Raw genomic sequence first — 26,289 nt, 5'->3', positions numbered from 1 at the left:
CGCCGTCAGGCGCTCAGCTTCGCCGCGATCTCGGCGACGTGGCGGCCCTGGTAGCGGGCGCCGTCCAGCTCGACCGCGCTCGGCCGGCGCGACCCGTCGCCGTCGGCGATGGTGCTGGCGCCGTAGGGCGAATTGCCCATCACTTCCGAAACGCCCATCTGGCCCTGGAAGGAATAGGGCAGGCCGACGATCACCAGGCCGAGATGCAGCAGGACGGTGTGGGTGCTGAGGATGGTGCTTTCCTGCCCGCCATGCTGGGTCGCGGTGGAGGTGAAGACGCTGCCGACCTTGCCGACCAGCGCGCCCTTGGCCCACAGGCCGCCGGTCTGGTCGAGGAAGTTCTTCATCTGCGAAGCCATGTTGCCGTAGCGGGTCGGCGTGCCGATGATGATCGCGTCATACTGCGCCAGCTCGTCGACGGTGGCGACGGGAACGCCGCTCTCGTCCTTGTAATGGGCGGACTGGCGGACGGCCTCCGGCACCAGCTCGGGCACGCGCTTCACCGCCACCTCGGTCCCGGCGACCGAGCGGGCGCCGTCGGCCACCGCCTGCGCCATCTCCGACACATGGCCCCAGCTGCTGTAATAGAGGACCAGAACCTTCGCCATCGTCGCCACTCCCCATTCCCGGTTGTCACGGATGCGGTCGCCGCAATCGGCGGGACCGGCTTTGCGGTCCCCCAGAAATAGGGTGCGGAGGGCTTTCCGGTAATACCGGATCTTGGCACCTCATTGTTTCCCGGTGTACAACAATGCCATGGATCGCCTCGACGACATGCTCGCCTTCATCAAGGTGGTGGACACCAAGAGCTTCACCGCCGCCGCCGACCGGCTCAACCTGTCGAAATCGGTGGTCTCCCGCCGCATCGGCGAGTTGGAGAACCGGCTGGGCGCGCGGCTGCTGAACCGCACCACCCGCAAGCTCAGCCTGACCGAGGTCGGACAGGCCTATTACGAGCGGTGCACCCGCATCCTCGCCGACCTGGAGGAGGCGGAGCAGGCGGTCGCCGACCTGCATGCCGCCCCGCGCGGCCGGCTGCGGCTGAACGCGCCGGTCAGCTTCGGCATCCTCCATCTCGCCCCGGCGGTGGCGGAGTTCCTGGAGCGCTACCCGTCCGTCGAGATCGACATGGATCTGAACGACCGCACCGTCGATCTGATCGACGAGGGGTATGATCTGGCGATCCGCATCGGCCGGCTGCGCGACAGCTCGCTGATCGCCCGGCGGCTTGCCCCGGCCCGCATGGCGCTGTGCGCCAGCCCGGCCTACCTGAAGCAGCATGGCGTGCCGGAAACGCCGGAGGATCTGGCCCGGCACAGCTGCCTGATCTACACCAACATCCCCTCCCCCGACCTGTGGCAGTTCACGGTCGACGGCGAGGCGCGCAGCATCCGGGTGTCGGGGCCGATCCGCAGCAACAATGGCGACCTGCTGCGCGAGGCGGCGATCTCCGGGCTCGGCTTCGTGATGTCGCCGACCTTCCTGTGCGGCCAGGCGCTGACGCGCGGCGAGCTGGTCGCCGTGCTGCACCGCAATGTTCCGTCGGAACTGTCGGTCAATGCGGTCTATCCGCAGAACCGTCACCTGTCGCCCAAGGTGCGGGTCTTCGTCGATTTCCTGGTGCAACGGCTCGGCCCGCGCCCCTATTGGGACTGCACGCTGCTCGACACGCTGCCGCAGGAGGCGGGCTGATGCCTCCTGCCGCTTCCGGAACCGTCAGGACGGCGAGTTGGGACGGCGGCGGGAGCGCAGGTTCAGCGCTGTGATGAAGTTCGGCTGCTGGCCGACCACCGGGCCCTGCGGCACCGGTTTCTTCGGGGCTGTCGACAGGAAGCCGCCGACACGGCCGCGCAGCTCCACCGAATGGTGCGCCGCCTCGTCGGCATGGTCGGCCACCTGACGACGGACCGCCGGGTCGAGCGTGTTGAAGGCGCGGGAGGCGAATTCGAAGGCCGGCTGCGACTTGGTGGCGATCACCTGCCGCAGCGCCTTGGACACCAGCACCGTGTCGAGACCGCCCGGCCCCTCCACCCCGTCCAGCACGTCGGCGAGGATGCCGATGGCCTGGATGGTGCGGTTGTCGTCCAGGGAAAGGTCGTCAGCGTCCATACGGGTCTTCCGATCGTCTCAAGCGGCCCCGGACCGGACATCCAGCCCAAATCCGGGTTGCACGACCGAAATCATAGTGTTTGCGCCCGCGTCTGGCAATGGACGCCGCGGGGCAAGGGCGAAATCGTTAAGATGGCCGGCGGAACGGTCATCCCCTGCCCGCGCTACGACTTCTTCTTCCTGGCCTTCGCCTGCCGCTCGCCGGCCGGCCCCAGGGGGAAATCCGCGCCGCGGGAGAAAACGGTCGGGTTCTGCTCGCTCTGGCTATGGCGCAGCGCCATCGCCGGAACCTGCGCCACGGCATAGCCCAGCACCTCGCGCGCCGAGATCATGCCGTCGGCCGGATTGCCGTCGGCGGCACCGCCCAGCCCGTTCAGCACCGCATAGGTGAAGGCGCCATGGCCGAGCGCCTCCAGCTCAACCGCCAATTGGTTCTTGTCGGTCGCCGCCAGGATATGGACGCCGGCCTGCTGACCGACCAGGGCCAGGGCGCGGCGGTCGGCATCGGCCTCGAACGCCCGCTTGACGCCGCCCGACTTGCAGGAATCGATCAGCAGGACGACATGCTGCGCACCGATCTGCAGCACGTTCTTGTAGAAGCTGCGGGCACTGATGCCGTCCGCCGCCACCGCCTGCAACACCGCCTGACGGAAGGCCTGTCCGCCGCGGGCATCGCCGGCCGCCGTCTCGAAGGGCAGGTTGCGGCCGAACTCGGTCGGCAGGAAATACCAGCTCTGCTCGGCATTCTCGCCATGGCCGGCGACATAGATCACCACCACGTCCTGCGGCCGCGTCGCCTTCAGCTGCGCGAACAGGGAGCCGATGTTGGCGCGGGTCGCCTGCCGGTCATACAGCTCGTGCAGCTTCACCTCGGCGAAGACGCCGTTGCCGGTCTGCTTGCGGGCCCAGGCGGTCACGCCGCGGGCGTCGGCGACGGCGTAGTTCAGCTCCAGCACCGGGTTGGCATACTGGTTGATGCCGACCACCACCACATGCAGCACCGGCTTCTCCACCGGGGCGGCGACCGTCACCAGCGCTTGCGCCGGCACGCTCTCGATGCGGTTGTCGCCCAGCGCCACGGCGCGCAGCCGGTTGGATCCGGCCACCAGATCGACGGTGAAGGTGACGCGGCGGCCGGGCTGGCCGTTGACGTCGACATCCTCCGTCGCCGTGACGGCGGCGGGATCGAGCGCCTTGCCGTTGGCATAGAGCACGATCTCGGCGATGCCGGCGCCGCGGTCGGCCGCGGTGACGGCGACGGAGGCCGGGCCGGGGGCGGCCGCACCGGCGGGCGCGGCGATCTGCACGGTCGGCGGCGGCGCGATGCCGGCGGTGACGGTGGGCGCGCCGGGGGTCAGCAGGGCGGCCGGCGCCCGCAGCGTCTTGGCCAGCAGGCCGGGTTCGTAATAGGGCTGGGAGAAGTTCGTCATCTCGAACACCTCCTGTTCCGCCTGCCACGCGACGTCGCCCAGCCCGCCGTCGGAGCCGTCGAAGCGGCCAGCGCCGTCCAGCACGCTCCAGCCACCCCGCGTCATGATCAGCTGCGCGGCCAGCGCCCCGTTGCCGAGATCCCACACCCGCGCCCGTCCGTCCGACCCGGCGCCGATCACCCGCTCCGCCCCCGGCGCGAAGGCGGCGGCGGCGACCGTCCCTTCCGGGTTTTCGACCGAGACGAGCTGCCGGCCCTCGCCGGTCCAGACGCCCAGGCTGCGGCTGCCGTTCGCCACGGCGACCAGCCCGTCGGGGCGCACCGCCAGCGCAGTGACGGCACTGCCGGCGGCGCGGATGCTGCGGGCCGGGGTGGCGGAGCCGGCACGCCAGACCTGCACCGCGCCGCCGGCGTCGCCGGCATGGAGGGTGCCGTCGGCGGCGAATGCCAGCGCGGTCACCGCGGCTTCGGCGCCGGTCATGGTGGCCAGCGGCTGGCCGTCCGGAACCGACCAGAGCCGGACGGCGCGGTCGGCGCCGCCGGCCGCCAGCCGGCGCCCGTCGGGCGAGAAGGCGAGCGCCGCCACCGCTCCGCCGGCCCCCGCCAGGGTGGCCGCCGGCTGGCCGCTGCCGGCGCTCCACAGCCGCACCGTGCCGTCGGCGGCGGCGGTGGCGAGCAGGGCGCCGTCGGGCGACAGCCGCACAGCCTGGACGCCGCCCGCGGCGATCCGGCGCAGGGGCTGGCCTTGCAGGATGTCCCACAGCGTGACCGATCCGTCGGGGCCGACCGTCGCCAGCGTACGGCTGGAGTCGGCCACCGCCAGGGCGCGCACCGGCCCGGCCTGGAGCCGCTGGACCTGCCGGCCGCTCTCCAGATCCCACACGCGGACGCCGCCGTCGGCGGAGGCCAGGGCCAGATGGCGGCCGGCGGCCCCCGTCTCCATCGCCGACACCGCACCGGCGCCGTCGCGGATCAGCAGGCGCGGCCGCAGGGCCTGACGCACCTGATTGGTGACCGCCTGGTTGATGATGCGCGTCTGGTTGCGCATGATCGCCCCCTGCGCCGCGGCCGGCTGGCTCCATCCCGTGACAAGGAGCCCAGTCAGCAGAGGACCGGCCAGCAGGAGGCCGGCCAGCAGGGCGGAACCGGTCAGGCGGGTGGAAAGCCGGCGGCGGTTGAACATCTCGCGACCCCTCGATGGATCGGCGGCCCGAGCGGCCCGCCGCGTCTTGAAGTTGAAGCCGGGCAACCGGGACCGGTCAACCGCGGGGTTCCGGAAAGGCCGCGCGCAGGCCCGGCCACAGCGCCGGCCAGTCGCCGTCATGCTCCATCCCCGGCACCACCCGCACCGGCACGCCGGCACGGTCGGCATAGCCGCGCACGATGTCCGGCGGGACCACCCGGTCCTTGCCGCCGGCAATGTGCCATTGCGGCAGCCCGGCCAGCCGCCCCGCCTCCGCCGCCGGGTCGAGCGATCCGGCGAGCGGGGTCAGCCCCTTGGCCGCCGCCCAGCCCGCGAGGTCGAGCGGAGCCACCAGCGTCACCAGCGCGGCGACGTCGCTGCGCCGCGCCGCCAGCAGCGCCGCCGCCACCCCGCCGCCGGAATAGCCGACCAGGACCAGCCGGTCCGCCCCGCTCGCCCGTTCCGCCTCGTCCAGCGCATGGCCGAGCGCGTCGACCACCTCCGGGGCGAAGCGGTGGGAGGTCCAGAACCGGGCGGTGCAGGCGGCATCGGCCGCCACCCCGCCATACTGGCAGGGCCGGCCGAGATAGAGCACCCGCGGCGCCGGATCCTCCAGCGCCAGGGCCAGCGCCACCGGGTTGCGCGGCGTCGGGTCGCGCGACGGCTGCGTCATCGTGCTCCAGGCATGGCCGTCGCCCTCGATGTAGACGACCAGCGGCCCGGAAGCGCCGGCACGCAGCCAGCCGGCCAGGGTGAAGGGCGCCGCCTTGAAGCTGTGCGGCAGCAGGCCGGCCGGCCGGGCGGCGGCATCCACCGCCGCCTGCCGCTCCGCCGGGGTCAGGCCGGCGCAGCCGGTGGCGAGCAGCAGCACCGCCAGCAGCGGCGCGAGGCGCCGCACCGCGCCCACCGGACAGGAGGCCAACCGGCGCCGCTCCCGCTCAGAAGGCCATGCGGGCCGACAGGCCGACCGTCGTGTCGCGCTGGTTGGCGCGGAAGGCCTGGGTCGTCACCTGGGCGGTCAGGTTCAGCGCGTCGCTGGCGCTCACCCGGACGCCGGCCGCGGCGACCATGCCGGCGCGGTTGCCGCCCCCGGAGGCCACCAGGGCGCCGCCCGTGCTGCCGGTGTTGCGGTTCAGCATGTCGTACTCCAGCGTGGCGCCGGCGAAGGGCCGGACGCTCGGCGTCGCTTCATACTCCGCCTCGGCCCCGAGGCGCCACTGGCGCAGGTCGTTGACGCCCGGCGACACCACAGCGCCGGCGCTGTCGGTGTAGCTGTCGCTGCGGGTGCGGGCGATGGACAGGCCGGTGACGCCGCGGAAGGTCCAGGCGCCTTCCACCAGATAGCCGGACAGGTTGGTGCTGGCGATCAGCCGGTCCGAGCCGTAGCGACCGGTGCTCATCCCGCCCAGCAGATTCTGGCGGGTGCGGTTGTAGCCGTGGCCGTAGGACAGGCTGACATCGACCGTGAAGTAATCGTTGATGGCGTAGCCGAGATAGGGCGTGACCGACAAGCCGTTGCCGGTGCGCCGGCCGTTCAGGGTGGTCAGGTCGAAATGATTGTGCTCCATCCCGACCGCGGCACCGATCACCAGCGATCCGGTCAGCTTGTAGTCGGCACCGACCATGGCGGTCTGGGTGCGGCCGTTGAATTCCGCCGCCGGCTCGAAGCTGCGCAGGAAGGAGACGCTGCCGTCGGCCCAGCCGGACAATTGCCCGGTGCCCCCGGTGGCATCGCCGGCCGACAGGCCGAAGCCGGCCGGGCCGCCTTCGGCGCTGCGCTGGCGGGCGCCCATCTGGCCGCGGAGCGCGTCGCTGACGCGGCTGGCGATGGCGCGGACGGTCTGGGTGACCACGGCGCGCTCGCTCTGCCGCGCGACCTGGGCCAGCGAGGCCTCCTGCGTCACGCCGGACGCGGCGCGGGTGTCGACGTCGACGCTGGTCAGCACGATGGCGCCGTTGCGCACCTCGAACAGGTAGCGGCCGGGAATGCTGACGTTCGACTGGCGGATCAGCGCCGTCACCGCGCTGTTGTCCAGGAAGGCGCCGGGCACGGCCGAGCCGTTGATCTCGTAATACTGGGTGCCGTCCGCATTGGAATAGCCGGCGCGGGCCGACGAGCCGCCCAGGCCGCTGGTGCCGCCGGACGCGCTGCCGGTTTCCCACTGGATCTGGTTGTAGTTCATCTGGATGTCGAAATCGCCGGTCCGGCGGTCGGAGCGGTCGACCAGCACGACCTGGAAGCTGTTGCGCTTGTCGCTGCCGCCGTAATAGCCGACGTTGTTCCAGGTGGTGACGAAGGCGGTGCGGCCGTCCACGACGGCCTGGCCATACTGCACGGTGCCGCCGTTGCGGGTGTCCACGTCGGCCCAGAAGGGGGCGATGATGTCGCGGCCGACCCGGTTCAGCGCCGTCGGCGTGAAGGTGGCGTTGCTTTGCCCGAAGGTGATGTTGCCGTTGTTGTTGACGTAGGCGGTGCTGCGCGAGGTGCCCCAGATGTTGGCGGCGAAGCCCAAGGACACCGGCGAGGTCGAACCGTCGTCGTTCGCGGCCAGCGAGCCGGCGTAGGTCACGCCGCTCTCCAGCATGGTGCCGGCCTCGGCGACGGACGCCGCGACGAGCGCCGCCGGCAGTCCGGCCGCCAGCCCGACAGCAAGCGCGACGACCGCGGTGCGCGGGCTGGAAGAATGAATTACCCTGGTCCAGGTCGACATCGTCCGGATTCTCCGAAGGTGGCAATCGGGATCGGAGAGAGCGGATGCGCGTGAACGCGGCCCCGGCGATGTGACGGACCGGACGCCTTCAGACCCTTGGACCCAGCCCAAGGGAGGCGCCGGCACACAGAGATGCGCACGACGGCACGCCTTCGACACGGGGAGCCCCCACAACCCTATCGAATGCGGTATGATTTTCGGAGAAAAGGTCGCACGAATTCGCCGTACAATTGAGGGAAATTTTGCCGCACCGCTCCATGCCTGCACTTCCATCCGCGGCTGTTGCGCGCCGGCAACAATCCTCCCATGCGGAAAAGCATTGGCAGGAAATGGTTTCAGGTCACACTTGAAAGCGGCCGCAGCCAAGGCCGGCCGCGATTTGAGGAACACAGATGATGAAGAAGGGTCTTCCCGCAGCCGCAGCGCTCGCCACCATGCTCCTGGCCACCATGCCGGCCGCTCATGCACAAGGCGGCTCCGACAGCCTGCTGCGCAACCAGAGCCGGATCATCGATCAGGCCGTCGGGTCGCAGGCGCGCCAAGGGGTGCAGCAGGGAGCCCGGCAGGCGACCGGCGGCACGGCGACGGTCGCCGCCCGTGCGGTCAACCTGCGGGCACAGCCGGCCCAGGCGGCGCCGGTGCTCGGCGTGCTGCCCCAGGGAACGCTGCTGACCGTGACCGGACCGGCCGAGGGCGCCTGGACTCCGGTCGAGCATCAGGGGCGCGCGGGGTTCGTCGTCACCTCGCTGCTGGCCCGGAACCGCTGAACCGGCGGCCCCTGCAACGGCGCTATGGCAGCCGGGTGGCGAAGGCCGGCGGCAGGAGGCGGTCCAGGCAGTTGCCGGCGTCGCCGGTGGACAACGTCTCGACGAAGCCGGCCGCCAGGGTCCTGCCGCAGGCGCTGACCCCCAGCACGTCATGGCCGATCCCGCGGAACGACATCAGCGTCGCCCGGCCCAGGCTGCGCCCCATCGCCTCCGCCCGGGCCGGTGCGGTCAGCGTGTCGTATGCGCCGGTCAGGATCAGCGCCGGCACGTCGGACGGGACCGGCCGGTAGAAGGAGGGCTCGACCGGCGTGAGGTTCAATGCCGGACAGGCGGCATCGTAATCGGTCTCCACCGCTTCGGCGACGACGTACGGGCGCAGGCCGGCGGCGGCGAGCCGGGCGGCGGCGGCGTCGATGTGCGGGCGGTTCTCGCGGCAGCCGACCGTCAGGTTCAGCCCATAGGCGAGGCTGTCGAGCGCGCGCCAGAAGGATGGTGGCATCACCAGCGACACGATGGCCGGATCGTCCACGATGCCGGCCGGCGGCTCACCCCCGCCGGCCGGCATCCGCCGGGCGGCGACCGCGCGGTCGAGATGGTCGAGCAGGGCCGGCAGCGGCACCATGCCGTCGGCGCTGCCCAGCCGCAGGGCCAGGACCGTGGCGACCATCGGCCAGGTCAGGCTCAGGTCGGTTTCCCGTCCGGTGACCGGATGGCGCAGCCGCAGGGCGAGCGGCCGGCGCTCCAGCGCGGCGGACAGCCGCTCCACCGCCTGCCCCAGCCGCGGGAAGGCGCGGGCACAATCGGGCTGGGCGGCGCAATCCTCCACCATGCGGCGGTGGGCCTGCCGGATGGCGGTCAGGCGGTCGAGGTCGAGCCAGGTCGCATCCGCCGCGGCCGGCGAGTTCAGCACGAGGCTGCGCACCGCCGCCCCGTCGACCCGCAGCAGCGCCTGCGCCAGCACCCCGCCATAGGAGGTGGCGACCACGTTCCAGCGCTCCACCCCCAGCGCGCCGCGCAGCGCCCGCAGGTCGGCGGCGCTCTGGCCGCTGTCGAAATCCTCCAGCCGGTAGCCGGCGCGGCGCAGCGGATCCAGGCAGGCGGCGGCATCCCCGGCGGTCACGCCGCCGAACCAGTAGCGCAGCGGGTCGAGCGCCGGGCAGCGCAGCGACGGGCGCGAGCGGCCGGTGCCGCGCTGGTCGACCAGGATCAGGTCGCGGGCGTCGCGCATCGGCGCCAGGATCGCCGCGCTGCCGCGCAGATCGTCGCTCGCGCCCTGCCCCGGCCCGCCGCTGAGCAGGACGACCGGATCGGCCGCCGGGGCGCCGCCGAGCGCCGGCAGCACCATCACGAACAGGTCGAGCGGCAGGCTGTCCGGCCGCAGCCAGTCCGACGGCACGCGCAAGCCATGGCAGCGCGGCGCCGGCCCGGCCGGCAACGGCCCGTCGGGACAGGGAAGGTCGGCGAGAACGGCGTGCGCGGCCGCCGGAGCGGTTGCAACCGGGCCGGACGCCGGTTGCGGGACGGGCTGTGGCGTGGGCTGCGATGCCGGAACGGGCGCGGGCGGCGCCACCGCCACGGTGACCGGCGCCTGCATGGCGGTCGGGGACTGGGCGGGCGGCGGGGTTGCGGATGGACCGGCGAACCGGTCGATGCCATAGCCCAGCAGCCCGCCGGCCAGCGCGCAGAGCGCCAGCACGCCTCCGGCGACGGCGATGCGGCGCCGCCCGGACGCCCCTCCGGACGTCCCTCCGGATGCCATCGCCCGGCCTACTCGGCGACGGTGGTGAAGAAGGCGGACTGGGCGAGGACGCCGCCCGTCGCCTCGGCCTTCGCCAGCGCGCCGCGCAGGCCCGCCAGATAGGCGCCGGCCGGCTCCACCTCCTCGCGGTCGGCGGGGAACAGCGGTTCGCGCGTCACCAGCGCCAGGATCATCGCCGCGCCGTAGGGCGGCGTGATGGTGTAGACGCGGTCGCTCGCCGACCGGGCGACGCCCAGCGTGACCGGCCTGCCGGCCTCCAGCCGGCCGTCGCGGCGCAGGCGCATCGGCACCATGTGGATCGCGTTGCCTTCCATGTCGATGTAGTCGACGGTCAGGTAGCCCGACGTCCCGGCGGTGACGGTGACCTCAAGCTTCTCGCCCCTCCGGTAGACCATCGACGGCCGGTTGAAGCCCAGCCCCAGCGCCCCGGCACCCTGCCCCTCGGCGCGAGCCGGCAATCCGGCGACCCCCAGCGCCTCGCACAGCGGCCAGGGGCGCACGGCGACGCGGGCGTCCACATCGATCCCCTTCGGCAGGTTGCCGATCGCCGCCTTCAGGGTGCGGGCGTCGTCGTCGGTGCCGACATAGCCGCTGATCCGCAGGCCGTCCGCCGCCTCCACCGTCCGCAAGCCGGCGCAGGAAAAGGCGCCGGCCGCGGCCTCCACCGCCTTGCGGGCGTCCGCCGCCGACGGGCGGGGCGCCGGCAGAGCGGCCGGAATGGCGGCCTGCACAACCTCCGCCGGGGCCGGGGCCGGGGATGGGGTTGGGACCGGAATCGGCGCAGAGGATACGGCCGTCTGGGCGGCCATCTGCACCGCCGGGGCGACCGGCGGTGGGGAAACAGGGGGCGCCGGAGCCGGTTCGACCGCCGCCGCCTGGGTCGCGGCCGGGGACGGCGGTGCGGTTGGCGATGCAACCGGCGGCTGGACCGGCTTGGGCGCCTCGGCTTGCGCCGTCTCCACTGGCTTGGGCGTGACGGGCGGCAGCAGCGGCGCCGTCGTCAGGGACGGCGCGGGAAGCGACGGAGCGGCCGGAGACGGCGCAGAGGAGGATGCGGAGGAGGATGCAGGGGACGGTATGGCCGTGGAAGCGGGCGTGGAGGTGGTCGACGGCGATTGGCCGAACAGCAGGAAGCCGGCGACACCGGCCGCGACCAGACCGCCGACCCCGCCGGCGATCAGACCGACGGGCGTCTTCTTCGGCTGTCCGGCCGCGGTGGCCGCCTTCGCCGGCTTGCCGGCAGGGAATGGAGCAGCGGATGGGGAAGCGGGTTGCTCCGCCGGCGGGGTGGCCACCGGGAAGGAGGTGACGTCGAACGGCGTGATCTCCGGCGGGCGCCGGGTCAGCGCGCCGACCAGTTCCGTCATCGTCTTGACGCGGTTCTGCGGATCGGGTTCCAGCATGGAGCAGAGGACGCCACGCAGCGGCTCGTCCAACGCCGACAGGTCCGGCACCGACATGCGCCGCTCGATCATCGCCTGCGGCGAACGGCCCATGTCGAGCGGCGTGCCCAGCGCCGCGGCGGCCAGCACCAGCCCGGCGCTGTAGATGTCGGATTGCGGCCCGACCTGTCCGCCGAACAGGCCGAACTGCTCGGGCGAGGCGTATCCGTACTTGCCGGCGAAGCCGTCGCCGATGACGGTCCCCGCCCCCGCCGCGGTCTGCTTGGCGATGCCGAAATCGATGATCTTGGCGTCGGCGATGCGGCGGCCGGGCAGGATGACGTTGTCGGTCGACATGTCGCGGTGGACGATGCCGCGCTGGTGCGCCGCGCCCAGGCCCGACGCAATGCGGTCGAGCAGGATGGCGACCGATCCGGCGTCGAGCGGCCCCGCCTGGAGGATCTCGTGCAGCGACGGGCCGTCCAGATACTCCATCGACAGCAGGATCCGGCCATATTCGTCGCGGAAGACGCCGTCATAGGACACCACCGCCTCATGCCGGATCTCGCGCAGCGCCGCCGCCTCGCGCCGCAGCAGTTCCACCATCTTGGCGTCCTCGGCCAGTTCCGGCCGGATCACCTTCACCGCATGCCAGGTGTTCATGTCGATATGGCGGGCGCGGTGGACCTCGCCCATGCCGCCGCGGGCGATCAGCCCCTCCACCAGATAGGTATGGCTCAGCAGCGTGCCGGTCCCGATAGGCGCCGGTGCGGCCCGCCCGCCCGCCGCCTCGCCGCCCGACGACCACGGAATGGACGAGTCCGTGGACGGGGCCGCGGCAGGAGGGACGGATGCGCCGGGATCCGACATGACCGACGATTTGGCGGCCGGGATGGCGTCCACCCGTGCATCCGGCAGGCGGGTCGCCTCCATGTCGGTGGACGCGCCGACGGCGGTCCCAGGCGGCATGACGGTGGGTTCGGGGCTGTCGTCGGAGGATGGAGCCATGGCGCGGATAAGGTCCGGTTCGGGGTTGGTGTGGCTGCGGTGCCGGCGGTTGAACCCTGGCGGCGGGTCAGTCCGGCTTGCCGCCGGGATCGCTTCCGGAATCGCCGCGCACGAAGCGGTCGTATTCACGGGCGATGGCGTCGCCGACGACGCGGTCGAAATCCTCTTCCAGTTCGATCACCAGATCCTTGTAGAGCGTCTCGTACTGGTCCCAATAGCGGGCCTTGCGCGCGGCGGGCACGATGCTGTCGAGCAGGCGCGTCTCCAGCCGCTGGCTGAGCGCGCCGGGATCGAACTTGGCGACCACCTGCTTCAGCGCGGTCTGCAACGCCGCGGCATAGGCGAGATGATGGACCTGCACGTCGCTCGCCGCCTCGCGCACCGCCTCGGTCATCGGCAGGAAGCCGCGCAGGCGCAGTTGGCCCAGCACCGACACCGCCTCGTCCAGCGTCTCGCAGCGCTTCAGCGGATTTTCCCCCGCCGGGCGGAAGCTGGTCTGTTCCAGATGGAACTCGTCCTTGAAGCGCGAGCGCGCCTTCAGCGACCCATGCAGCGCGCCCAGGCCGGCACGCAGCGCCTCGCCCATGTTGCGCATCGTCGCCAGCGGGTCGGGCAGCCCGTCCGGCGGCAGCGGCGCGCCGAACCCCTCGTAGAAGGCGGCGATGGCGGCTGCGGCGTCCGGCACGGGCGCGGATGGCTGCTGCGGGTGCGGGGCGGCGGCCGGGGCAGGCGCCGGCTCCGGCCGGGGCGGCGGCCGGGACTCCGGTACCGGGCCGGGCGCCGGGCGCGGTGCGATCACCGAATCATCGGGCAGGGGCGGCGGCGGCGCCATGGCCGGCATCGGAACCGATGGCCGCGCCTCCTGCCCCGCAGTGTCGGGCAGCGTCTCGTCGATGTTCCAGTCCGCCGGCAGCGGCTGGACCTTCGCCGAGGCGGCCGGAAAGGCGGGATCGGGGAAGGCCGGGGCCGTGGCGGCAGGCTGCGGCGTGCCGAACAGCTCGTCGTCCCAGTCGTCCGGTATTCCACCGGCGGCGGCGGCGCGCGGTGCGGCGGCCGGCTCGGGGAAGGCGGCGCCGATCGACAGCGCCTGGTTCAGCGGGTCGGCATGGTCGTCGACGGTGCCGAAACGCCAGTCGTCCGCCCGTTCGCGGGCAGCGGCGCCGCTGCTCGACGCGGTCCAGGCGTCGAACTGCGCCTCGTCCGACCGCAACGGCTGGTTCTCGAAGGGGCGGGCCGCCGGATCGGCGAACAGGTCGTCGAACGGATCGGCAGCCGCGGCGGCGCGGTCCGGCGGCGGGGCGAAGGGATCGGGGGCGCTGCCCTTGCTGCCGAAGGCGAAGGCCCCGGCGATCTCGGTGAAGCTGGGGGCATCCCTCGTCTCCATCGTCGCCTCGATGACGAAGCGGCCGATGCGGATGCGGTCGCCCGGCGACAGGTCGGCCTGGACATTGCGGCCGAGCGGCCGGTCGGACCCGTTCAGGAAGACGCCGTTGGTGCTGGTGTCGATCACGCGGTAGCCGGCGCCGGCCTTCTGGAAGACGCAATGCTGGCGCGACAGCAGCAGGTCGGGATCCGGCAGGATCCAGCCATTCTCCACCCCGCGCCCGACGGTGAGGTCGCCGCCATGCAGCGTCTTCTCGGCATTGCCGCCCAGCGACGCCCGATGGTCCGATACGATCCTCAACCTCAGCATTCCATGCTCCCCGCTCACGCCGCCATTTACCGTCAGTCGCCCGTCAGGTGCCCGTCAATCGCCGATGATGACCGTCGGCGCGCCGGCCACGATCACCCCGCCATGGGCGGTCTTGTCGCCAAGCCGCGCCGCCGGCCGGCCGCCGACCACCACCGACATCGACCCCTTCACGATCACGTCGGGCGGGCCGACGCAGATGCACATGTCCGTCACCACCGCGGCCGGCAGATATTCGATCAGCACCGTCGGCACGCCCGGGCTGACGATCGGTCCGCCGACATGGGGGACCGGGCCGCTGCTCATCGGGCAGGTGTGCATGTCGGTCAGGCGGGCGGCGGGCGGCATGACGTCTCCTCCGGCTGTCGGTCAGCGGGTCCGCGCGGCGGTGCCCAGCGGGATTTCGGCACGGCGCAGGTCGCCGTTCACGGTCTCGAACAGGATGAGCGCATCCGCCCCGGCATCCTCCACCAGGAACCGGATGCCCGGGCCGAACAGCGCGGCGCGCTGGGCCTCGTCGCAGGTCGGCAGGAAGCTGGCCAGCACGGCCGGATCATAGAAGCGGAACAGGTAGGTCGCCCCGGTCTCGCCGTTGACGATGGTGAATTTGCGGAAATGCCGGCGCGCCGCGTCGATGTCGGCATCGGCCAGCGCCAGGATGCCCCAGCCGCGCCCCCAGCCGTCGCCGACCAGCCAGTCGGCGACGGCGCCGCCGCGCTCCAGCCGGACCAGATAGGGCGCCACCTCGGCCAGATCGCTCGCCGTGTCGCCCTGGTAGAGGGAGCGCATCTCCGCCTCCTCCTCGCGCGCCAGCAGGCCGGGATAGAGGCCGGGATCGCGCGCCGCATCGACGATCATGTAGAGCGCGCGCGCTTCGCCATCCGGCCACAGATGGTGGGCGAGGCGCGACACCACCTCCTGCGGCGTCCGGCGTGGGGATCGGGCGGGCATGACCGGGCTCATGTCTGGCAGATCTCGCAGAACGGCGTGTTGGATGCGGCGGCGTTGCGCATCACCATGGCCTGCACCGCCGCCTTGGGCTTGTGACCTTGCGCCGGGCGCGGAAGTTTGGCCTTGGGCGCCGCCGGGATCGTCCCGCCCTTGTCCTTGTCGGCGGGCGACGGCTTGTCGGGCCTGGCCGGCGAGGCGCTGAGCCCGTTGGCGGCGCCGCCGCTGTTGATCAGCACCAGCGTGCCGTTCATGGCGATGCCGGCGGGGCTGAGGGTGATGAAGTTGCCGCCGACCTTCAGCGTCAGCGAGGCGCCGGCCTCCAGGCACAGGTTGGCCCCGGCATGGACGGCGTAGTTGGTGCCGATCTTGTCGTGCAGGTCGACGCCGACGCTGCGCGACACGCCACCGCCGATGGACTCCACATGGTCGCCGTCGATGGTGGCGTGATGGTTCTTGCCGACCCATTCCCACAGGCCGCCGCCGACATTCACATGCCGTCCCGACGCGACGGAGGTCCGGCTGTCATGGCCGATGCGCAGGTCATAGTCGCGCTGGGCATGGACGAAGACCTGTTCCTTGCCCGCCTTGTCCTCGAAGCGGATCTCGTTGAAGCCGCGCCCGCCCGGCGAGCTGCGCGTCTTGATGCCGGAGCGCGTCTTGTGTTCGGGCAGGGTATAGGTCGGCAGCGTGTCGGCGTTGTTGACCACGCCGATCACCAGCGGCCGGTCGGGATCGCCGTCGACGAAATCGACCAGCACCTCCATGCCGATGCGCGGCACCGTCTGCATCCCCCACTGGTGCCCGGCCCAGCTCTGCGCCACCCGGATCCAGCAGCTGCTCTTCTCGTCCGACCGGCCGCGGCGGTCCCAATGGAACTGCACCATGATGCGGCCGAATTTGTCGGTGTAGATCTCCTCCCCCGCCGGGCCGACGACGAAGGCGGTCTGGATGCCGCGCACCGACGGCTTGGGCGTGAGACGGGCCGGGCGCACCACCGCCTTGGCCGGCAGGGCGCGGAAGCTGTTGGCGTAGGAGGCCTTGCGCTTGTCGCCGGGCAGGAAGCCCTCGTTGCAGGCGTCGAACTCCAGTTCCGCCACCACGACGGGCTGGTTGTTCTCCGCCACGGTCGGATGGTCGGTCAGGGCGAAGGTCAGGCCGGGATGCAGGCTGCGGCAGGCACCGATGCCGCGCACCCCTTCCAGCCCGCGCTCCTCCGCCTCCATCCGGCGGCGGGCGAGCGCCGAGCCGGCATCCCGCGTGGCGTAGCGGCCGGGATATTCGAACAGCTCGTATTTGGTCGAGACCGGAACCTTGGCGACCGACGCCTCGTCGCTGTCCAGCGCGGTGCGCGGCGCCTGGAAATCATAGTCCTTGGTCGCCCAGCGGCCGGGGGCGATGGCGTAGACCCGCTCCCATCGCTCGATCTGGTCGGCATATTGGCCGCTGGGGTTGAAGCGCAGGGTGGCCGGCGACAGCTTGCCATAGCCGGCGGCGCTGTCGGACAGGATCAGCTTGTGCCGGTCGCGCTCATGGGTGAAGTAATAGTAGATCCCCTCTTCTTCCAGCAGGCGGCTGATGAAGTCGAGATAGGTCTCGTTGTACTGCACGCAATAGTCGCGTGGCTGGTAAGTGCCGGTCAGGCTGCGGAATTCGAAGTTGGAAAAGCCGAATTCCTGGAAGATCGTCTCGACGATCTTCGGCACCGTCATCGGCCCGCCGCCGCCCAGGCTGTGGAAGATGCGGCAGTTGCTGGTGTAGGACAGCAGCGACAGCCAGGGCACCACCTCGATCGTGTAATAGCGCTGGTCGCGCGCCACCGGCACGCCGACACCGAGCGAGCGGGCGATGCCGTTGACGTAATGCCGCTGGCCGTCCGGCTGGCGGAAGCCGATGGTGACGCTGTTGCCGACGATGGTCTCCGGCGCCAGCGGCTCGATCGGGCCGAGCGCGTCGATGCGGTAGAGGAAGGGGCTGGACAGCGCCTCGCGCCCCTGCACCCGCTCAACCAGCATCACGTCGGGGCCGGCCGGGGTTTCCAGCGACAGCAGGCGGTCGTCCTGGACGAACTGCATCACGCCTCCTCGGCCGTACGGCCGGTCAGGAAACCGGCGAAGGATGCGGCGGCTGGCAGGCCGGCGGCAGCGAAGCCCTGCTCCGCCACCCCCTCCCCGCCCAGCGTCCACCAGCGGCTGCCGGCCGCGGTCTGCGCATCGACCGTCTCCCTGGCGGCCGCCTGCGGCGCCGACAGGGCGGCGACCGAGCCGACGAAGGCCTCGACGTCGAGCGTGTGGGTCAGGGCGGACAAGGCCAGCTCCTCCGCCGCATCGAACCACGCACTATCGGTTGCGGCCCCGGCCGCAGACCCGTCCACGGACAGGCCTGGAGCCAGCAGGGCGACCAGGGTCAGCGGGAAATGGCGGCCCGCCTTGTCGACGCTGGACATCATCACACCGGCCGCGGCCTGCGGCCCGCAGACGCCGGCCTCCAGCGCGAAGCGCCAGATCGGGGCATTCAGGTAGCGGTCGAGCCAGACGTCCGCCAGCGCCGCGCGGCTGGCCTGCAACCCGTCGAGCAGCCAGTCGTGCCAGGGGTCGGCGAAGGCGCGCGGCAACCCGCGCAGCAGGAAGTCGCCGCGCGCCGGCACCTTGCCGAAACAGCCGGCAATGCCCGCCACCGCCGGCCCCGCCGCAGGCTGCCTCATCAGAGACTGTCGGGGCATCGGAAGTCCTTCAGGTCGCGGATCGAGAAGGGATTGACCGCGCTGGTCATCCGCACGTCGAATCCGACCGACCTGCCGCCGGCGGCGAAGGACAGCGGGATGCGGTCGGGCACCGCCCCCTTGCGCCCGCGGTTGCCGTCGAGCGTGCGGAACCACGCCCAGCTTCCGGTGCGCTGGGTCATCTCCGGCGGATCGGTCGGCAGGCCGGTGAAGGTGACGCGCAGGTCGCCCGCCCCGCCCGGCTTCGGCCATTGCAGCCCCTGCGCCAGCGTAGCGGTGCGGGCGAAGGTCAGGCGCTGGCCGTCGACGTCCAGATCCACCTGCTCGACGCCGGGGCCGAGATAGGTCGGCCGCAGCTCGAACCGCAGCGACGGCACCCGGCCGCCGTCGGGGAAGAAGGCGTCGCGGATCATTGCCGCATGCTGAAAGGCCGGCAGCACCGACGCCGGAATGCCGAGATCGGCCGCCGACGGCTGCCAGCGCCAGGGTTCGCGCGTGGTGTCGACGAAGGGGCGCAGACGGTTGGCAAAGAAGGCGTCGATCAGCCCGCCCGGGGCGAACATCCGGGCGAAATCATCCATGCCGACGTCGGACGAGGCGCCGCGCACGAAGGGATAGCGGTTGTCGAGCGCGCGGCGGCACCAGGGCAGCACCGTGCTCTGCCATTCGGCGGCGATCTGGGAGCGGGCGCCGCTGAGCGTCCGCGCCGTCCCCTGCTCCACCAGCTCTTCAGTCCAGCGCCGCACCGGCTGCGGGTAATAGGCCATGTCGGTGGCGAGCTTCTGGAACACCTCGCCGCCGCCGTTCGCCGCCAGGTCGAAAAGCTTCTGCCCGGCGCCCTGCCCCAGCGACAGGCGGGCCAGCACGGCATGCACGCCTTCCAGCTGGCGCAGCAGTTCCTCCAGCCGGGCGTTGCCGCTGTTGCGGGTGAAGTCGTTCACCGGGCGGAAGCGGTCATCGACCATCTGGGCGACCAGCTTGGCGACGGCGCTGTCGGCCGCGGCAGCAGCCACCGCGGCCACGGTTGGGGAGGCGCCGGCCGGCGCCTCCGGCAGGCGTTGCAGCGTCGTCTCGTCCGCCACCGCGGCCAGCAGCTTCTGGAGCGGCGAGCTGCGGCCGGACAGGATGTTGACCTCCTCGCCCAGCGCCTGCGGGTTGGCCGCCGGCACCAGGGTGATGTCGTTCAGCAGCGTGTCCCAGCGGCCGGCATAATCGCGCAGGTACAGCGTCAGCGCCGCCGTCTCCAGTTCCGGCCCGGCCTCCCCGCCGCGCGGCGGGCCGAGCAGCCAGCTGAGATCGCGCACCGACCGCGCCGCCGCCGGCAGGGCCGGCATCATCACGGTGGCGAAGCCCTGCCGGGTGTAGAATCCCGGAACGCCGTCGCTGAACCGCGCGCCCGACGAGCGGCGGAACACCCGGTCGCCTTCCGGCCCGGCCTGGTCCGACGGCCGCCATTCCGGCAGCTTGCGCGCCGCCTCGCCGTCGCGGATGGCGGCATAGACGCGGCCGGCCAGCGGCGTGCGGGCCAGCACCTCGCGCGCCTGCCGGATCAGCTCGGCATCCAGATTGACCTTGGGCAGGCCGGCGGGGGCGGCAAGGCCGGCATCGATGTGGCCGAGCACCGCCTTGGTCTCCTCCTCGGTCGGCGGCGGCGAGACGCGGCGCAGCCAGCCGGCGGTCCAGCCCTTCACCGCCTCGCCGTCGACCGGCCCGGCGCCGCCCAGCGTCAGGTACAGGCGCAGCAGCGCCTCCACCGCCGGGGCGTCGTCGGCGGTCAGCCGGTCGCGCAGGTCGCGCTGCACCCGCACCAGCAGCCGCGGCATCAGCAGCCCGTTCACCGCGCGGCGGTACAGCGCGTCGCCGGCCTCCTCCAGCTTGTCGCCCTGGTAGAGCCCGAAATCGAGAGTCAGCTTCTGCTTCAGCGCCAGCGTGTCATGGCCGGCCGGCAGGGCGCGCAGCTCGGCAAGCACCGGCAGGACGCGGCGGATGTCGTCGTCGGCGACGGTGCCGGCGGCCAGCGCCTCCGCCTTCGGGCGGTAGGAATCGACCGCCTGCTGCTCGCGGTCGATCAGACCGGCATTGCCGAGATAGCTGGCAACCCAGGCGGCGGTCGCCGCCACCGTGACCAGCCCGAACAGGCCGTAGGCGATGCGCGGCACCCAGATGCGCCGCCGCTCCGCCGCCGGGTCGAAGCCGACCATGTTGGCCTCGCGGAACACCAGATCGCTCAGCAGGCTGCCGAGGAAATAGCTGCGCTGCTGGCCGGCGGCGACGGCGCCGCCGCGGAAGGGCGCCGCCGGCAGGCCGAAACTCTCCGCCAGCCCGCCGATCAGCCGGTCGATCTGGGTGCCTTCCTGGGTGCCGCTGGTGAAATAGACGCCGCGCAGCCGCAGCGCCGGCTCGTAGCGGTTGGCCTTGAAGGCCGCCGCGACGAAGTCGAGCAGCGGTTCCTTCAGCGAGGCGAGTTGCGAGGGAAAGGCGAAGATCGCGCCGCGGCGCTCCTGCGCCTGCTCCTGCTGGATGCGGTCGACGGCGCGGGCGGACAGCCGGCCGGCGATGCCGTCCAGCTCGTTGTCCAGCGTCGCCATGCCGGCGTCGCCCAGCTCGCTTTCGCCGGCCGGCAGGGTGATGCCGACGATCTGCCGCCGCTCGTCCCGGTTCAGGTCGTGGAAGAACTCGTTGAAGCCGGCGATCAGGTCGGCCTTGGTCAGCAGCAGATAGACCGGCGCCTTGACCTTCAGCGTCTCGTAGAGCTCGCGCAGGCGGCGGCGGATGGCGGCGGCATGCTGCGCCCGCTCCTCCGCCCCGGCGGCGGCGAGGTCGGGCACCGCCATGGCGACCAGCACGCCGTTGATCGGCTGGCGCGAGCGCGCATCCTTCAGCAGCTTCAGGAAGGCGCCCCAGCCGGTCTGGTCGACCGCCTCCTGGCTGTCCTGGGTGGTGTAGCGCCCGGCGGTGTCGAGGAAGATCGCCTCGTCTGCGAACCACCAGTCGCATTGCCGGGTGCCGCCGACGCCCTTCAGCGGCTTTCCGCCGGTCTGGTCGGCCAGCGGGAAGTTCAGGCCGCTCTTCAGCAGAGCCGTGGTCTTGCCGGCGCCCGGCGGACCGATGATGACGTACCAGGGCGTGCTGTAGAGATAGCCGTCGCCCAGGCCGCGCTGCTTGCGCCCGGCCTTCAGCAGGGCAAGCGATTCGGCGAAGGTTTTGCGCAGGCCGGCGACCTCTTCGGCCGTATCCAATGCAGCCATGCGTGCCGCATCGGCGCCGCCGGTCAGCTCGGCGGTCATCCGCTCCTCGGCCCTGGCGTCGCGGCGCTTGAGCAGGACCAACACGATGACCAGGATCGGGAAGGGCACCGCGGCGGCCAGCGCCAGCCAGGGCATCTCCAGCCCGGCCAGCGGCGCCAGCAACGCGATCAGCGCCGCCGCGATCGCCGCACCGATCAATCCCAGCACCGCCCGGGAGAGCAAGATCGCGGTCAGCCGACTCATTCCAACACCCCTGTCCTTGGCTCCGGCCCGATCCGGCCGCTTCCGCCACCGGCGCCCCTCCCCCCGAGGGACGGCCGCATGGCGCCGCTCACGTCTTCAGCCCGCATCACTTCTTCAGAATGATGTCGATCCGGCGATTCGCCGCCCGGCCATCGGCGGTGTCGTTGGTCGCCACCGGCTCGGTGTCGGACTTGCCCTCCGCCTTCAGCCGGAACTTGTCGGCGAAGAGCGGGGCGAATTCCGCCATCACCGATTCGGCGCGGGCCTTGGACAGGTGCCAGTTCGACGGGAAGCGCAGGCGCCCGCCGCCGGTCATCGGCACATTGTCGGTGTGGCCGGTGATCAGCACCGCCCCCGGCTCCTCGGCCACGGCGCGGCCGACGCGCAGGACCGACGCCCGCACCTTGTCGTTCAGGGCGGCGCTGCCGCTGGCGAACAGGTTGCTGCCGCGCATGCGCACGGTGATGGCCAGCGCATCCTCCGTCACCTCGACCAGCCCCTCGGCGATCTCCGGCTCCAGGAACTTGCGCACGCGCTGGACCTGGGTGGTATCGGGTGGCGGCGGCGGCGGAATTTCCGGCGGCGGGGCGGCTTCCGCCAGCTTGACCGGGGCCGGGGCCTCGATCACCACGCCGCCGTGGGGCGGCAGGCCGCCGATGCCGGCGAACAACCGGTCCGACGCCCCGTTCAGCAGGAAGCTGAGGCCCAGGAACAGCAGCAGCAGGAACAGCGCGGTGCCGGCCCCCGTCACCCAGACCGGCAGCGAGCTGCGCGGCGGTCGGTACTCCATCGCCAGCGCCGCGGCGTTCGGGCACAGGATGCGCTCGGCGTAGCCGCGGTGCTTGACCAGGATGTTGTAGACGTCCTCGCGGATGCGGGCATGTTCGCCGTCCTGGCGACCGGCGACCCGGTAGCGGCCGCGGAAACCGAGCGACAGGCAGAGATACATCAGCTCCAGCAGGTCGCCGTACTTGCCCGGATCCTGGCGGGCCGAGCCCAGCCTTTCATAGAACTGGTCGCCGCCGACCACATTCTTGTGGAACATGCTGGTGACGTTCTGGCGGGTCCAGGAGCTCTGATTGCCCCAGGCGGAATTCAGCACGATGTCGTCGATCAGCGCGCAGAGCGCGTAATGCGCCGTGGCCTGCGTCGCGGCATCGAGGCCGGATCTGGTCACCCACTGCTGGAAGTCGCGCAGGGCGGAAATCACCCGCTGGCGTAGCGATTCCAGATCGGGGACCCCGGTGACGTCGTTCAGCCGGGCCGCCAGCAGGAGCACCGGCGACGCCGCGGCGGCGAGCGGCGACCGGGCGGCGAAGATGCCGGCAAGCGCCGGCCCGGCGACGGCGACGGACTCGACCCGTGGTGCGGAGGCCGGATCGATGCCCGCCGGATCGCCTGCGGATGGCGCCTGGCGCCGTCCGCCCGGCGTCGGCATCATCACCGTGCGTTCGGTTTCCGGTCCGGGCATGCCGCCAAACTGATCGCCGCCTTGCATGTCCACCCCAATGCGCGCGCCGGCCCGGAAATGGGCCAAACCGTCTTTCCGGACAGTGTGAACGAACTAACCGATCTTAATCTAGCCATTTTTGGCATGCGAATCCGGAGGATATGCGACGAAGAGTCGTAGCGGTCCGCCCGGCGTGCCGGCCCGTCTCCTGCGCCGCCTCACGGCTGCGCAGGCTGCGGTGCGGCCAGGGCAAAGGGGTTCAGCTCGTTGCCGCCGGTCTTGAAGATGGCCGACTGGCTCCACTGCTTCTCGCGCGCCAGACGCGGCACCGCACGGTTGACGTACTGGCCGAGCGTCAGGTTGTAGATCGCCTCGTCCCCCGGCAGCAGCGCCTTGCCCTTCAACCCCTCCAGCACCGCATGGGCAAAGATGCCGTTGCGGCCGTCATAGCTGTCCAGCGCCTCCTCCTGCTCCGACGAGGCGGCCAGCAGGTAGCGCTGCCCCATGTCCTGGTACAGCTTGTCGACCGTGCCCGCCGACACCGCGCCGGAATGGCAGGTGTCGAGCATCACCAGAACGTTGCGGGCGGAAATCGCGCTGACCAGCCGGTTCAGCTCCTTCTCCGACAGGCCCTCTTCGCCGATCGCCTGGGCGGTGGCCGCGGTCACGTCCTGGGTCACGAAATGATAGAGCTTGACCGACGGATCCTTGGGCGACGGCACAATCACCCCATGGCCGGCGAGATAGAGGACAACCGTGTCATCCTCGCGCGCGGTGGCGGCCAGCGCCTCCAGCCCGGCGACGATCGCGGGGCGGCTCGCCTGCTCGTCGTAGAGCGTCGTCGACAGCGCCAGCGACTGCTCGCGGTCGTAGCTGGCGGGGATGCGGCCGCGCAGCACCTCGGCGAAGGAGGAGGCGTCGGCGCGGGCGAAATTCAGCTGGGTGCCTTCGGGCCGGTATTTGTCGATGCCGACGATGAAGGTGATCAGCCGCGGCCTGGCGGGAGCCGCGCGCTCGGTCTTGCCGTCCGCCGCGTTTGCGGACTCCACGGCGGACGCGGCCGGCAGCACGAAATCGACCAGCGCCGAGCGTTCGTAGATCGCGTCGGAGCCGTTGTAGGCGCGGATCTGGACACGGTTGCTGCCGGGATCGAGGCGGACGGTGCTGACCCGCTCCTCTGGCGTCGGGGCCGGCACCGGGGCAGGATCCTTGCCGAGCTCCGCAGGTGCCGGCTGTTGCGCGACAGGCTGGGGGACGGGCGGGGAAACGGGCGCCGGCCCCTTGGCGCGGGCGAAGGCGCGCGAGGTGTCCTGGCCGCTGACGTTGCGGCCGTTGCGGAACAGATCGACCGAGCCGATGCCGCCGCCGGTGTCCGCCAGACGGTAGCGCAGGCGCACGGCGCCGATCCCCTCCGGCAACACGACCGACAGGCGAGGCTCCTCCGCCGCGGCCTCCAGCTCGGCCGGCTTTGGCGCCGCCTTCAGCGGTTGAACCGGCTTGGCGGCAGCCGACGCGGTGACGGCCGGGGGCGCCGGCTCCTTGGCACGGGCAAAGGCCCGGCTGACCGGCGACATGTCCAGCGGATGGCAGGTCTCGGTGTCGGCGGGAGCGGCAGGGGCGGCGGCCGGGGCGGCATCCGCCCCGGTGCCGAGCGAGAGGCCGCGGCTGGCGGCCGGCACGGTGCAGTAATCCATCAGCGTCACCTGCGGGCGGCGCTGGGTCAGCAGGCGGATGTCGCCGATGTCGGACAGGCGGGCCGCGATCTCGGCCTGCCCGGTCTGGCGCAGCCGGGCGCGCACCAGCTCGGGCGCGTCGAACACGCGGTAGACCTGCTTGAACTCGACCCACTGGCTGCCCTTCTTCTTCGGGTCGTTCAGGTGGAAGCCGACAAGGGTCTCGCCGCCGCTTTCGGAATGGTCGAAGAAGGCCTCGGGCGTCCACAGCACCCAGCGGCGGCCGTCGCGGTGGGGGAACAGCGCCCCCAGCTCCTCCAGCGGCCGGACGCCGCCGGACAGCGCATACCAGCGCAGCGTCCCGTCGCCCAGCGCCGCCACGGCGACGCGCCCGTCGGCGGAGGCGACGACGCCCCACACCGCGGCCGGCACCTCGGCCCGCGCCAGCTCGGCACCGGCGGAATCGAGCAGGCGCAGGCTGAACTCCCCGCCCAGCAGCACGCGGCGCTGCCCACCCAGCACGGTGACGCTGCGCGCCCATTCGCCGCTGTCCAGCTTGACCGGCTGACCGTTGATCTTGGGCGTGCGGCTGTTGCGCCAGTCGGTGACGCCGATCCCCGGCCCTTCGGCCGTGGGATGGCCGAGGCCGGGCAGCGGCTCGGGCGCCGGGGTCAGACTGCGGGCCAGCACGTCGAACCGCATCGGGCGCCGGCCGCCCTGATCCAGCCCGAACTCCACCACCAGCCCGTCCTCGGACAGGCCGAAGCGGCCGAGCGACAGGTCGCGGTAATCGGCGACGTCGCCCAGCCGGGAGAACAGCAGCCGGCCCGCCGGGTCGATCACCCCCCAGCCGGGATCGGCGGCGGCGAAGGCGACCCCGCCTCCATGCAGCGCCAGCAGATGGGTGACGGAATCGCTCGCCGCCGGCGTGTCGACGAAGGCGCCCTTGCCACCGTCGGCCCAGCGCCGGACGACGTTGCGCCTGCCGTCCGCCGTGGCGGTGCCGGCGGCGACCAGCGCGGTCCCGTCCCAGGCGACGGCGGCGAAACTGCCGCCGGTGATGCCGGTGGTCTTGGGGGTCAGCCGCGTCTTCAGGTCGGCGGCGCCCAGCACGTCGACCCGCGGCTGGTCGGCATAGCCGACGGCCAGGGCCGAGCCGTCCGGCGAGAAGGCGACCGAATAGGGCACGCCGTTGCCCGGCTTACGCCTGGCCTTCGGCTTGAAGGCGGAATCATAGAGGCGGACGTTGCCGTCGTAGGAGGCGGTGGCGAGCCGGCCGTCGGGTGCGAATGCCAGCGCCGACACCCGCGCCTCGTAGGCGGTATCCTCGGCGACGAGGCGGAAGCTGGCGCTGTCCCAGACGCGGATCCCGGCGGTGCCGCCGAAGGCCCCGGCGACGAAACGGCCGTCGGGCGAGAAGGCGAGGTCGTTCAGCACCTGCGGCTGCCCCGGCAGGCGGGCCTTCAGCCGCTGCGCCTTGACGTCGAACAGGTAGAGCGTGACGCCGTCGCCCCAGCTCGACCCGGTGTTGCCGGCCGCCACGGCCAGCGACCCGTCGGCCGACAGCGCCACGGCGTAGAGCGCCCCTTCCTCCCCCGCCTCCATCGGCACCCGCAGCACGCCCAGCGGCTCGCCGCCGTCGCGCGCCCACAGGCGCAGGGTCTTGTCGTGGGACACGGTGGCGATCAGCCGGCCCTGGGCATCGCTGGCCAGCCGGTTGACGCGGGCGGTGTGGCCGCCGGTCTCGATGCGCAGGAACGCCCCGGTCGAGGCGTCGCCGGCCAGCGCCGTCCCAGACACGGGCAGGCCGAGCAGGAGGCCGAGCAGGAGACCCAGCAGCATGCCGGGGAGAGTGACGCGCCCGAGGCGCGCATTCGGGCGAGGGAGACTGCCGGCCATCATCCGTTCCGCTTGCGCTGTGTATCCGGTTCCGGCCCCCAGGATGCACCAGGAGGCCGGTTCCGGAC

General features: G+C 72.1%; 17 protein-coding genes. 2 read left to right on the top strand and 15 right to left on the bottom strand.

Annotated elements, in window-relative coordinates; translation table 11 throughout:
* Positions 1–5: 5 nt before the first annotated feature.
* Positions 6–608 (bottom strand): NAD(P)H:quinone oxidoreductase, encoded by a 603-nt coding sequence (gene wrbA / locus AL072_RS14790; RefSeq protein ID WP_045586121.1) that lies wholly within the window; start codon positions 606–608, stop codon positions 6–8.
* Between the two features lie 148 nt (positions 609–756).
* Between wrbA and AL072_RS14785 the strand changes: the two genes are divergently transcribed.
* Positions 757–1,692: a LysR family transcriptional regulator gene (locus AL072_RS14785; protein WP_045586272.1), complete on the top strand. Its 936-nt coding sequence runs from the start codon at positions 757–759 to the stop codon at positions 1,690–1,692.
* 24 nt (positions 1,693–1,716) lie between these two features.
* Here AL072_RS14785 and AL072_RS14780 read toward each other — a convergent pair whose 3' ends face one another.
* From AL072_RS14780 to AL072_RS14765, 4 genes are all read right to left on the bottom strand, one after another.
* A complete protein-coding gene (locus AL072_RS14780; protein WP_045586120.1) occupies positions 1,717–2,109 on the bottom strand; it encodes a hypothetical protein in 393 nt (130 codons plus the stop codon).
* 164 nt (positions 2,110–2,273) lie between these two features.
* Positions 2,274–4,721 carry a caspase family protein gene (locus tag AL072_RS14775; protein ID WP_045586119.1) on the bottom strand — a complete coding sequence of 816 codons (2,448 nt, stop codon included), beginning with the start codon at positions 4,719–4,721 and terminating at the stop codon, positions 2,274–2,276.
* 76 nt (positions 4,722–4,797) lie between these two features.
* A complete protein-coding gene (locus tag AL072_RS34330) occupies positions 4,798–5,643 on the bottom strand; it encodes an alpha/beta hydrolase (protein WP_045586118.1) in 846 nt (281 codons plus the stop codon).
* 16 nt (positions 5,644–5,659) lie between these two features.
* Entirely contained in the window at positions 5,660–7,432 is a 1,773-nt protein-coding gene (locus tag AL072_RS14765; protein ID WP_052710485.1) for a nidogen-like domain-containing protein, read from the bottom strand.
* Positions 7,433–7,824: 392 nt separating this feature from the next.
* On the opposite strand from AL072_RS14765, the gene AL072_RS14760 reads away from it, so the two are divergent.
* Positions 7,825–8,199 (top strand): SH3 domain-containing protein, encoded by a 375-nt coding sequence (locus AL072_RS14760; RefSeq protein WP_045586117.1) that lies wholly within the window; start codon positions 7,825–7,827, stop codon positions 8,197–8,199.
* A 22-nt stretch (positions 8,200–8,221) separates the two neighbouring features.
* On the opposite strand, the gene AL072_RS14755 is transcribed toward AL072_RS14760, so the two are convergent.
* The 10 genes from AL072_RS14755 to AL072_RS14710 form a co-directional block, all read right to left on the bottom strand.
* Positions 8,222–9,958: an alpha/beta fold hydrolase gene (locus AL072_RS14755; protein ID WP_045586116.1), complete on the bottom strand. Its 1,737-nt coding sequence runs from the start codon at positions 9,956–9,958 to the stop codon at positions 8,222–8,224.
* 8 nt (positions 9,959–9,966) lie between these two features.
* Positions 9,967–12,348 carry a serine/threonine-protein kinase gene (locus tag AL072_RS14750; protein WP_082109423.1) on the bottom strand — a complete coding sequence of 794 codons (2,382 nt, stop codon included), beginning with the start codon at positions 12,346–12,348 and terminating at the stop codon, positions 9,967–9,969.
* A 67-nt stretch (positions 12,349–12,415) separates the two neighbouring features.
* A complete protein-coding gene (gene tagH / locus AL072_RS14745; protein ID WP_045586115.1) occupies positions 12,416–14,041 on the bottom strand; it encodes a type VI secretion system-associated FHA domain protein TagH in 1,626 nt (541 codons plus the stop codon).
* A 54-nt stretch (positions 14,042–14,095) separates the two neighbouring features.
* Positions 14,096–14,386, bottom strand: coding sequence for a PAAR domain-containing protein (locus AL072_RS14740; protein ID WP_045586114.1), 291 nt, complete (start codon positions 14,384–14,386; stop codon positions 14,096–14,098).
* A gap of 21 nt (positions 14,387–14,407) precedes the next feature.
* Positions 14,408–14,989 carry a DUF4123 domain-containing protein gene (locus tag AL072_RS14735; RefSeq protein ID WP_245636872.1) on the bottom strand — a complete coding sequence of 194 codons (582 nt, stop codon included), beginning with the start codon at positions 14,987–14,989 and terminating at the stop codon, positions 14,408–14,410.
* Positions 14,990–14,997: 8 nt separating this feature from the next.
* Positions 14,998–17,061: a type VI secretion system Vgr family protein gene (locus AL072_RS14730; RefSeq protein WP_045586113.1), complete on the bottom strand. Its 2,064-nt coding sequence runs from the start codon at positions 17,059–17,061 to the stop codon at positions 14,998–15,000.
* Positions 17,061–17,690: a type VI secretion system-associated protein TagF gene (gene tagF, locus AL072_RS14725; RefSeq protein WP_045586112.1), complete on the bottom strand. Its 630-nt coding sequence runs from the start codon at positions 17,688–17,690 to the stop codon at positions 17,061–17,063. The genes AL072_RS14730 and tagF overlap by 1 nt, the downstream gene beginning before the upstream one ends.
* Positions 17,690–21,199 carry a type VI secretion system membrane subunit TssM gene (gene tssM, locus AL072_RS14720; protein ID WP_052710482.1) on the bottom strand — a complete coding sequence of 1,170 codons (3,510 nt, stop codon included), beginning with the start codon at positions 21,197–21,199 and terminating at the stop codon, positions 17,690–17,692. Before tssM ends, tagF begins: the two co-directional genes overlap by 1 nt.
* Before the next feature lie 106 nt (positions 21,200–21,305).
* Positions 21,306–22,670: a type IVB secretion system protein IcmH/DotU gene (gene icmH / locus AL072_RS14715; protein ID WP_045586267.1), complete on the bottom strand. Its 1,365-nt coding sequence runs from the start codon at positions 22,668–22,670 to the stop codon at positions 21,306–21,308.
* A gap of 197 nt (positions 22,671–22,867) precedes the next feature.
* The gene (locus AL072_RS14710) at positions 22,868–26,164 is read right to left on the bottom strand and encodes a caspase family protein (protein ID WP_045586111.1); all 3,297 of its coding nucleotides are present in this window, start codon (positions 26,162–26,164) and stop codon (positions 22,868–22,870) included.
* Positions 26,165–26,289: the final 125 nt, after the last annotated feature.

Origin of the sequence: Azospirillum thiophilum (assembly GCF_001305595.1) — a bacterium.
Lineage (GTDB): Bacteria > Pseudomonadota > Alphaproteobacteria > Azospirillales > Azospirillaceae > Azospirillum > Azospirillum thiophilum.
This window is presented reverse-complemented; position numbering and strand designations above follow the sequence as displayed.

What these genes read in the sequence shown, in the direction of transcription:
- wrbA (WP_045586121.1), bottom strand. Translation starts at nt 608, where the DNA reads ATGGCGAAGGTTCTGGTCCTCTATTACAGCAGCTGGGGCCATGTGTCG.
- AL072_RS14785 (WP_045586272.1), top strand. Translation starts at nt 757, where the DNA reads ATGGATCGCCTCGACGACATGCTCGCCTTCATCAAGGTGGTGGACACC.
- AL072_RS14780 (WP_045586120.1), bottom strand. Translation starts at nt 2,109, where the DNA reads ATGGACGCTGACGACCTTTCCCTGGACGACAACCGCACCATCCAGGCC.
- AL072_RS14775 (WP_045586119.1), bottom strand. Translation starts at nt 4,721, where the DNA reads ATGTTCAACCGCCGCCGGCTTTCCACCCGCCTGACCGGTTCCGCCCTG.
- AL072_RS14765 (WP_052710485.1), bottom strand. Translation starts at nt 7,432, where the DNA reads ATGTCGACCTGGACCAGGGTAATTCATTCTTCCAGCCCGCGCACCGCG.
- AL072_RS14760 (WP_045586117.1), top strand. Translation starts at nt 7,825, where the DNA reads ATGATGAAGAAGGGTCTTCCCGCAGCCGCAGCGCTCGCCACCATGCTC.
- AL072_RS14755 (WP_045586116.1), bottom strand. Translation starts at nt 9,958, where the DNA reads ATGGCATCCGGAGGGACGTCCGGAGGGGCGTCCGGGCGGCGCCGCATC.
- AL072_RS14750 (WP_082109423.1), bottom strand. Translation starts at nt 12,348, where the DNA reads ATGGCTCCATCCTCCGACGACAGCCCCGAACCCACCGTCATGCCGCCT.
- tagH (WP_045586115.1), bottom strand. Translation starts at nt 14,041, where the DNA reads ATGCTGAGGTTGAGGATCGTATCGGACCATCGGGCGTCGCTGGGCGGC.
- AL072_RS14740 (WP_045586114.1), bottom strand. Translation starts at nt 14,386, where the DNA reads ATGCCGCCCGCCGCCCGCCTGACCGACATGCACACCTGCCCGATGAGC.
- AL072_RS14735 (WP_245636872.1), bottom strand. Translation starts at nt 14,989, where the DNA reads ATGCCCGCCCGATCCCCACGCCGGACGCCGCAGGAGGTGGTGTCGCGC.
- AL072_RS14730 (WP_045586113.1), bottom strand. Translation starts at nt 17,061, where the DNA reads ATGCAGTTCGTCCAGGACGACCGCCTGCTGTCGCTGGAAACCCCGGCC.
- tagF (WP_045586112.1), bottom strand. Translation starts at nt 17,690, where the DNA reads ATGAGGCAGCCTGCGGCGGGGCCGGCGGTGGCGGGCATTGCCGGCTGT.
- tssM (WP_052710482.1), bottom strand. Translation starts at nt 21,199, where the DNA reads ATGAGTCGGCTGACCGCGATCTTGCTCTCCCGGGCGGTGCTGGGATTG.
- icmH (WP_045586267.1), bottom strand. Translation starts at nt 22,670, where the DNA reads ATGCCCGGACCGGAAACCGAACGCACGGTGATGATGCCGACGCCGGGC.
- AL072_RS14710 (WP_045586111.1), bottom strand. Translation starts at nt 26,164, where the DNA reads ATGCTGCTGGGTCTCCTGCTCGGCCTCCTGCTCGGCCTGCCCGTGTCT.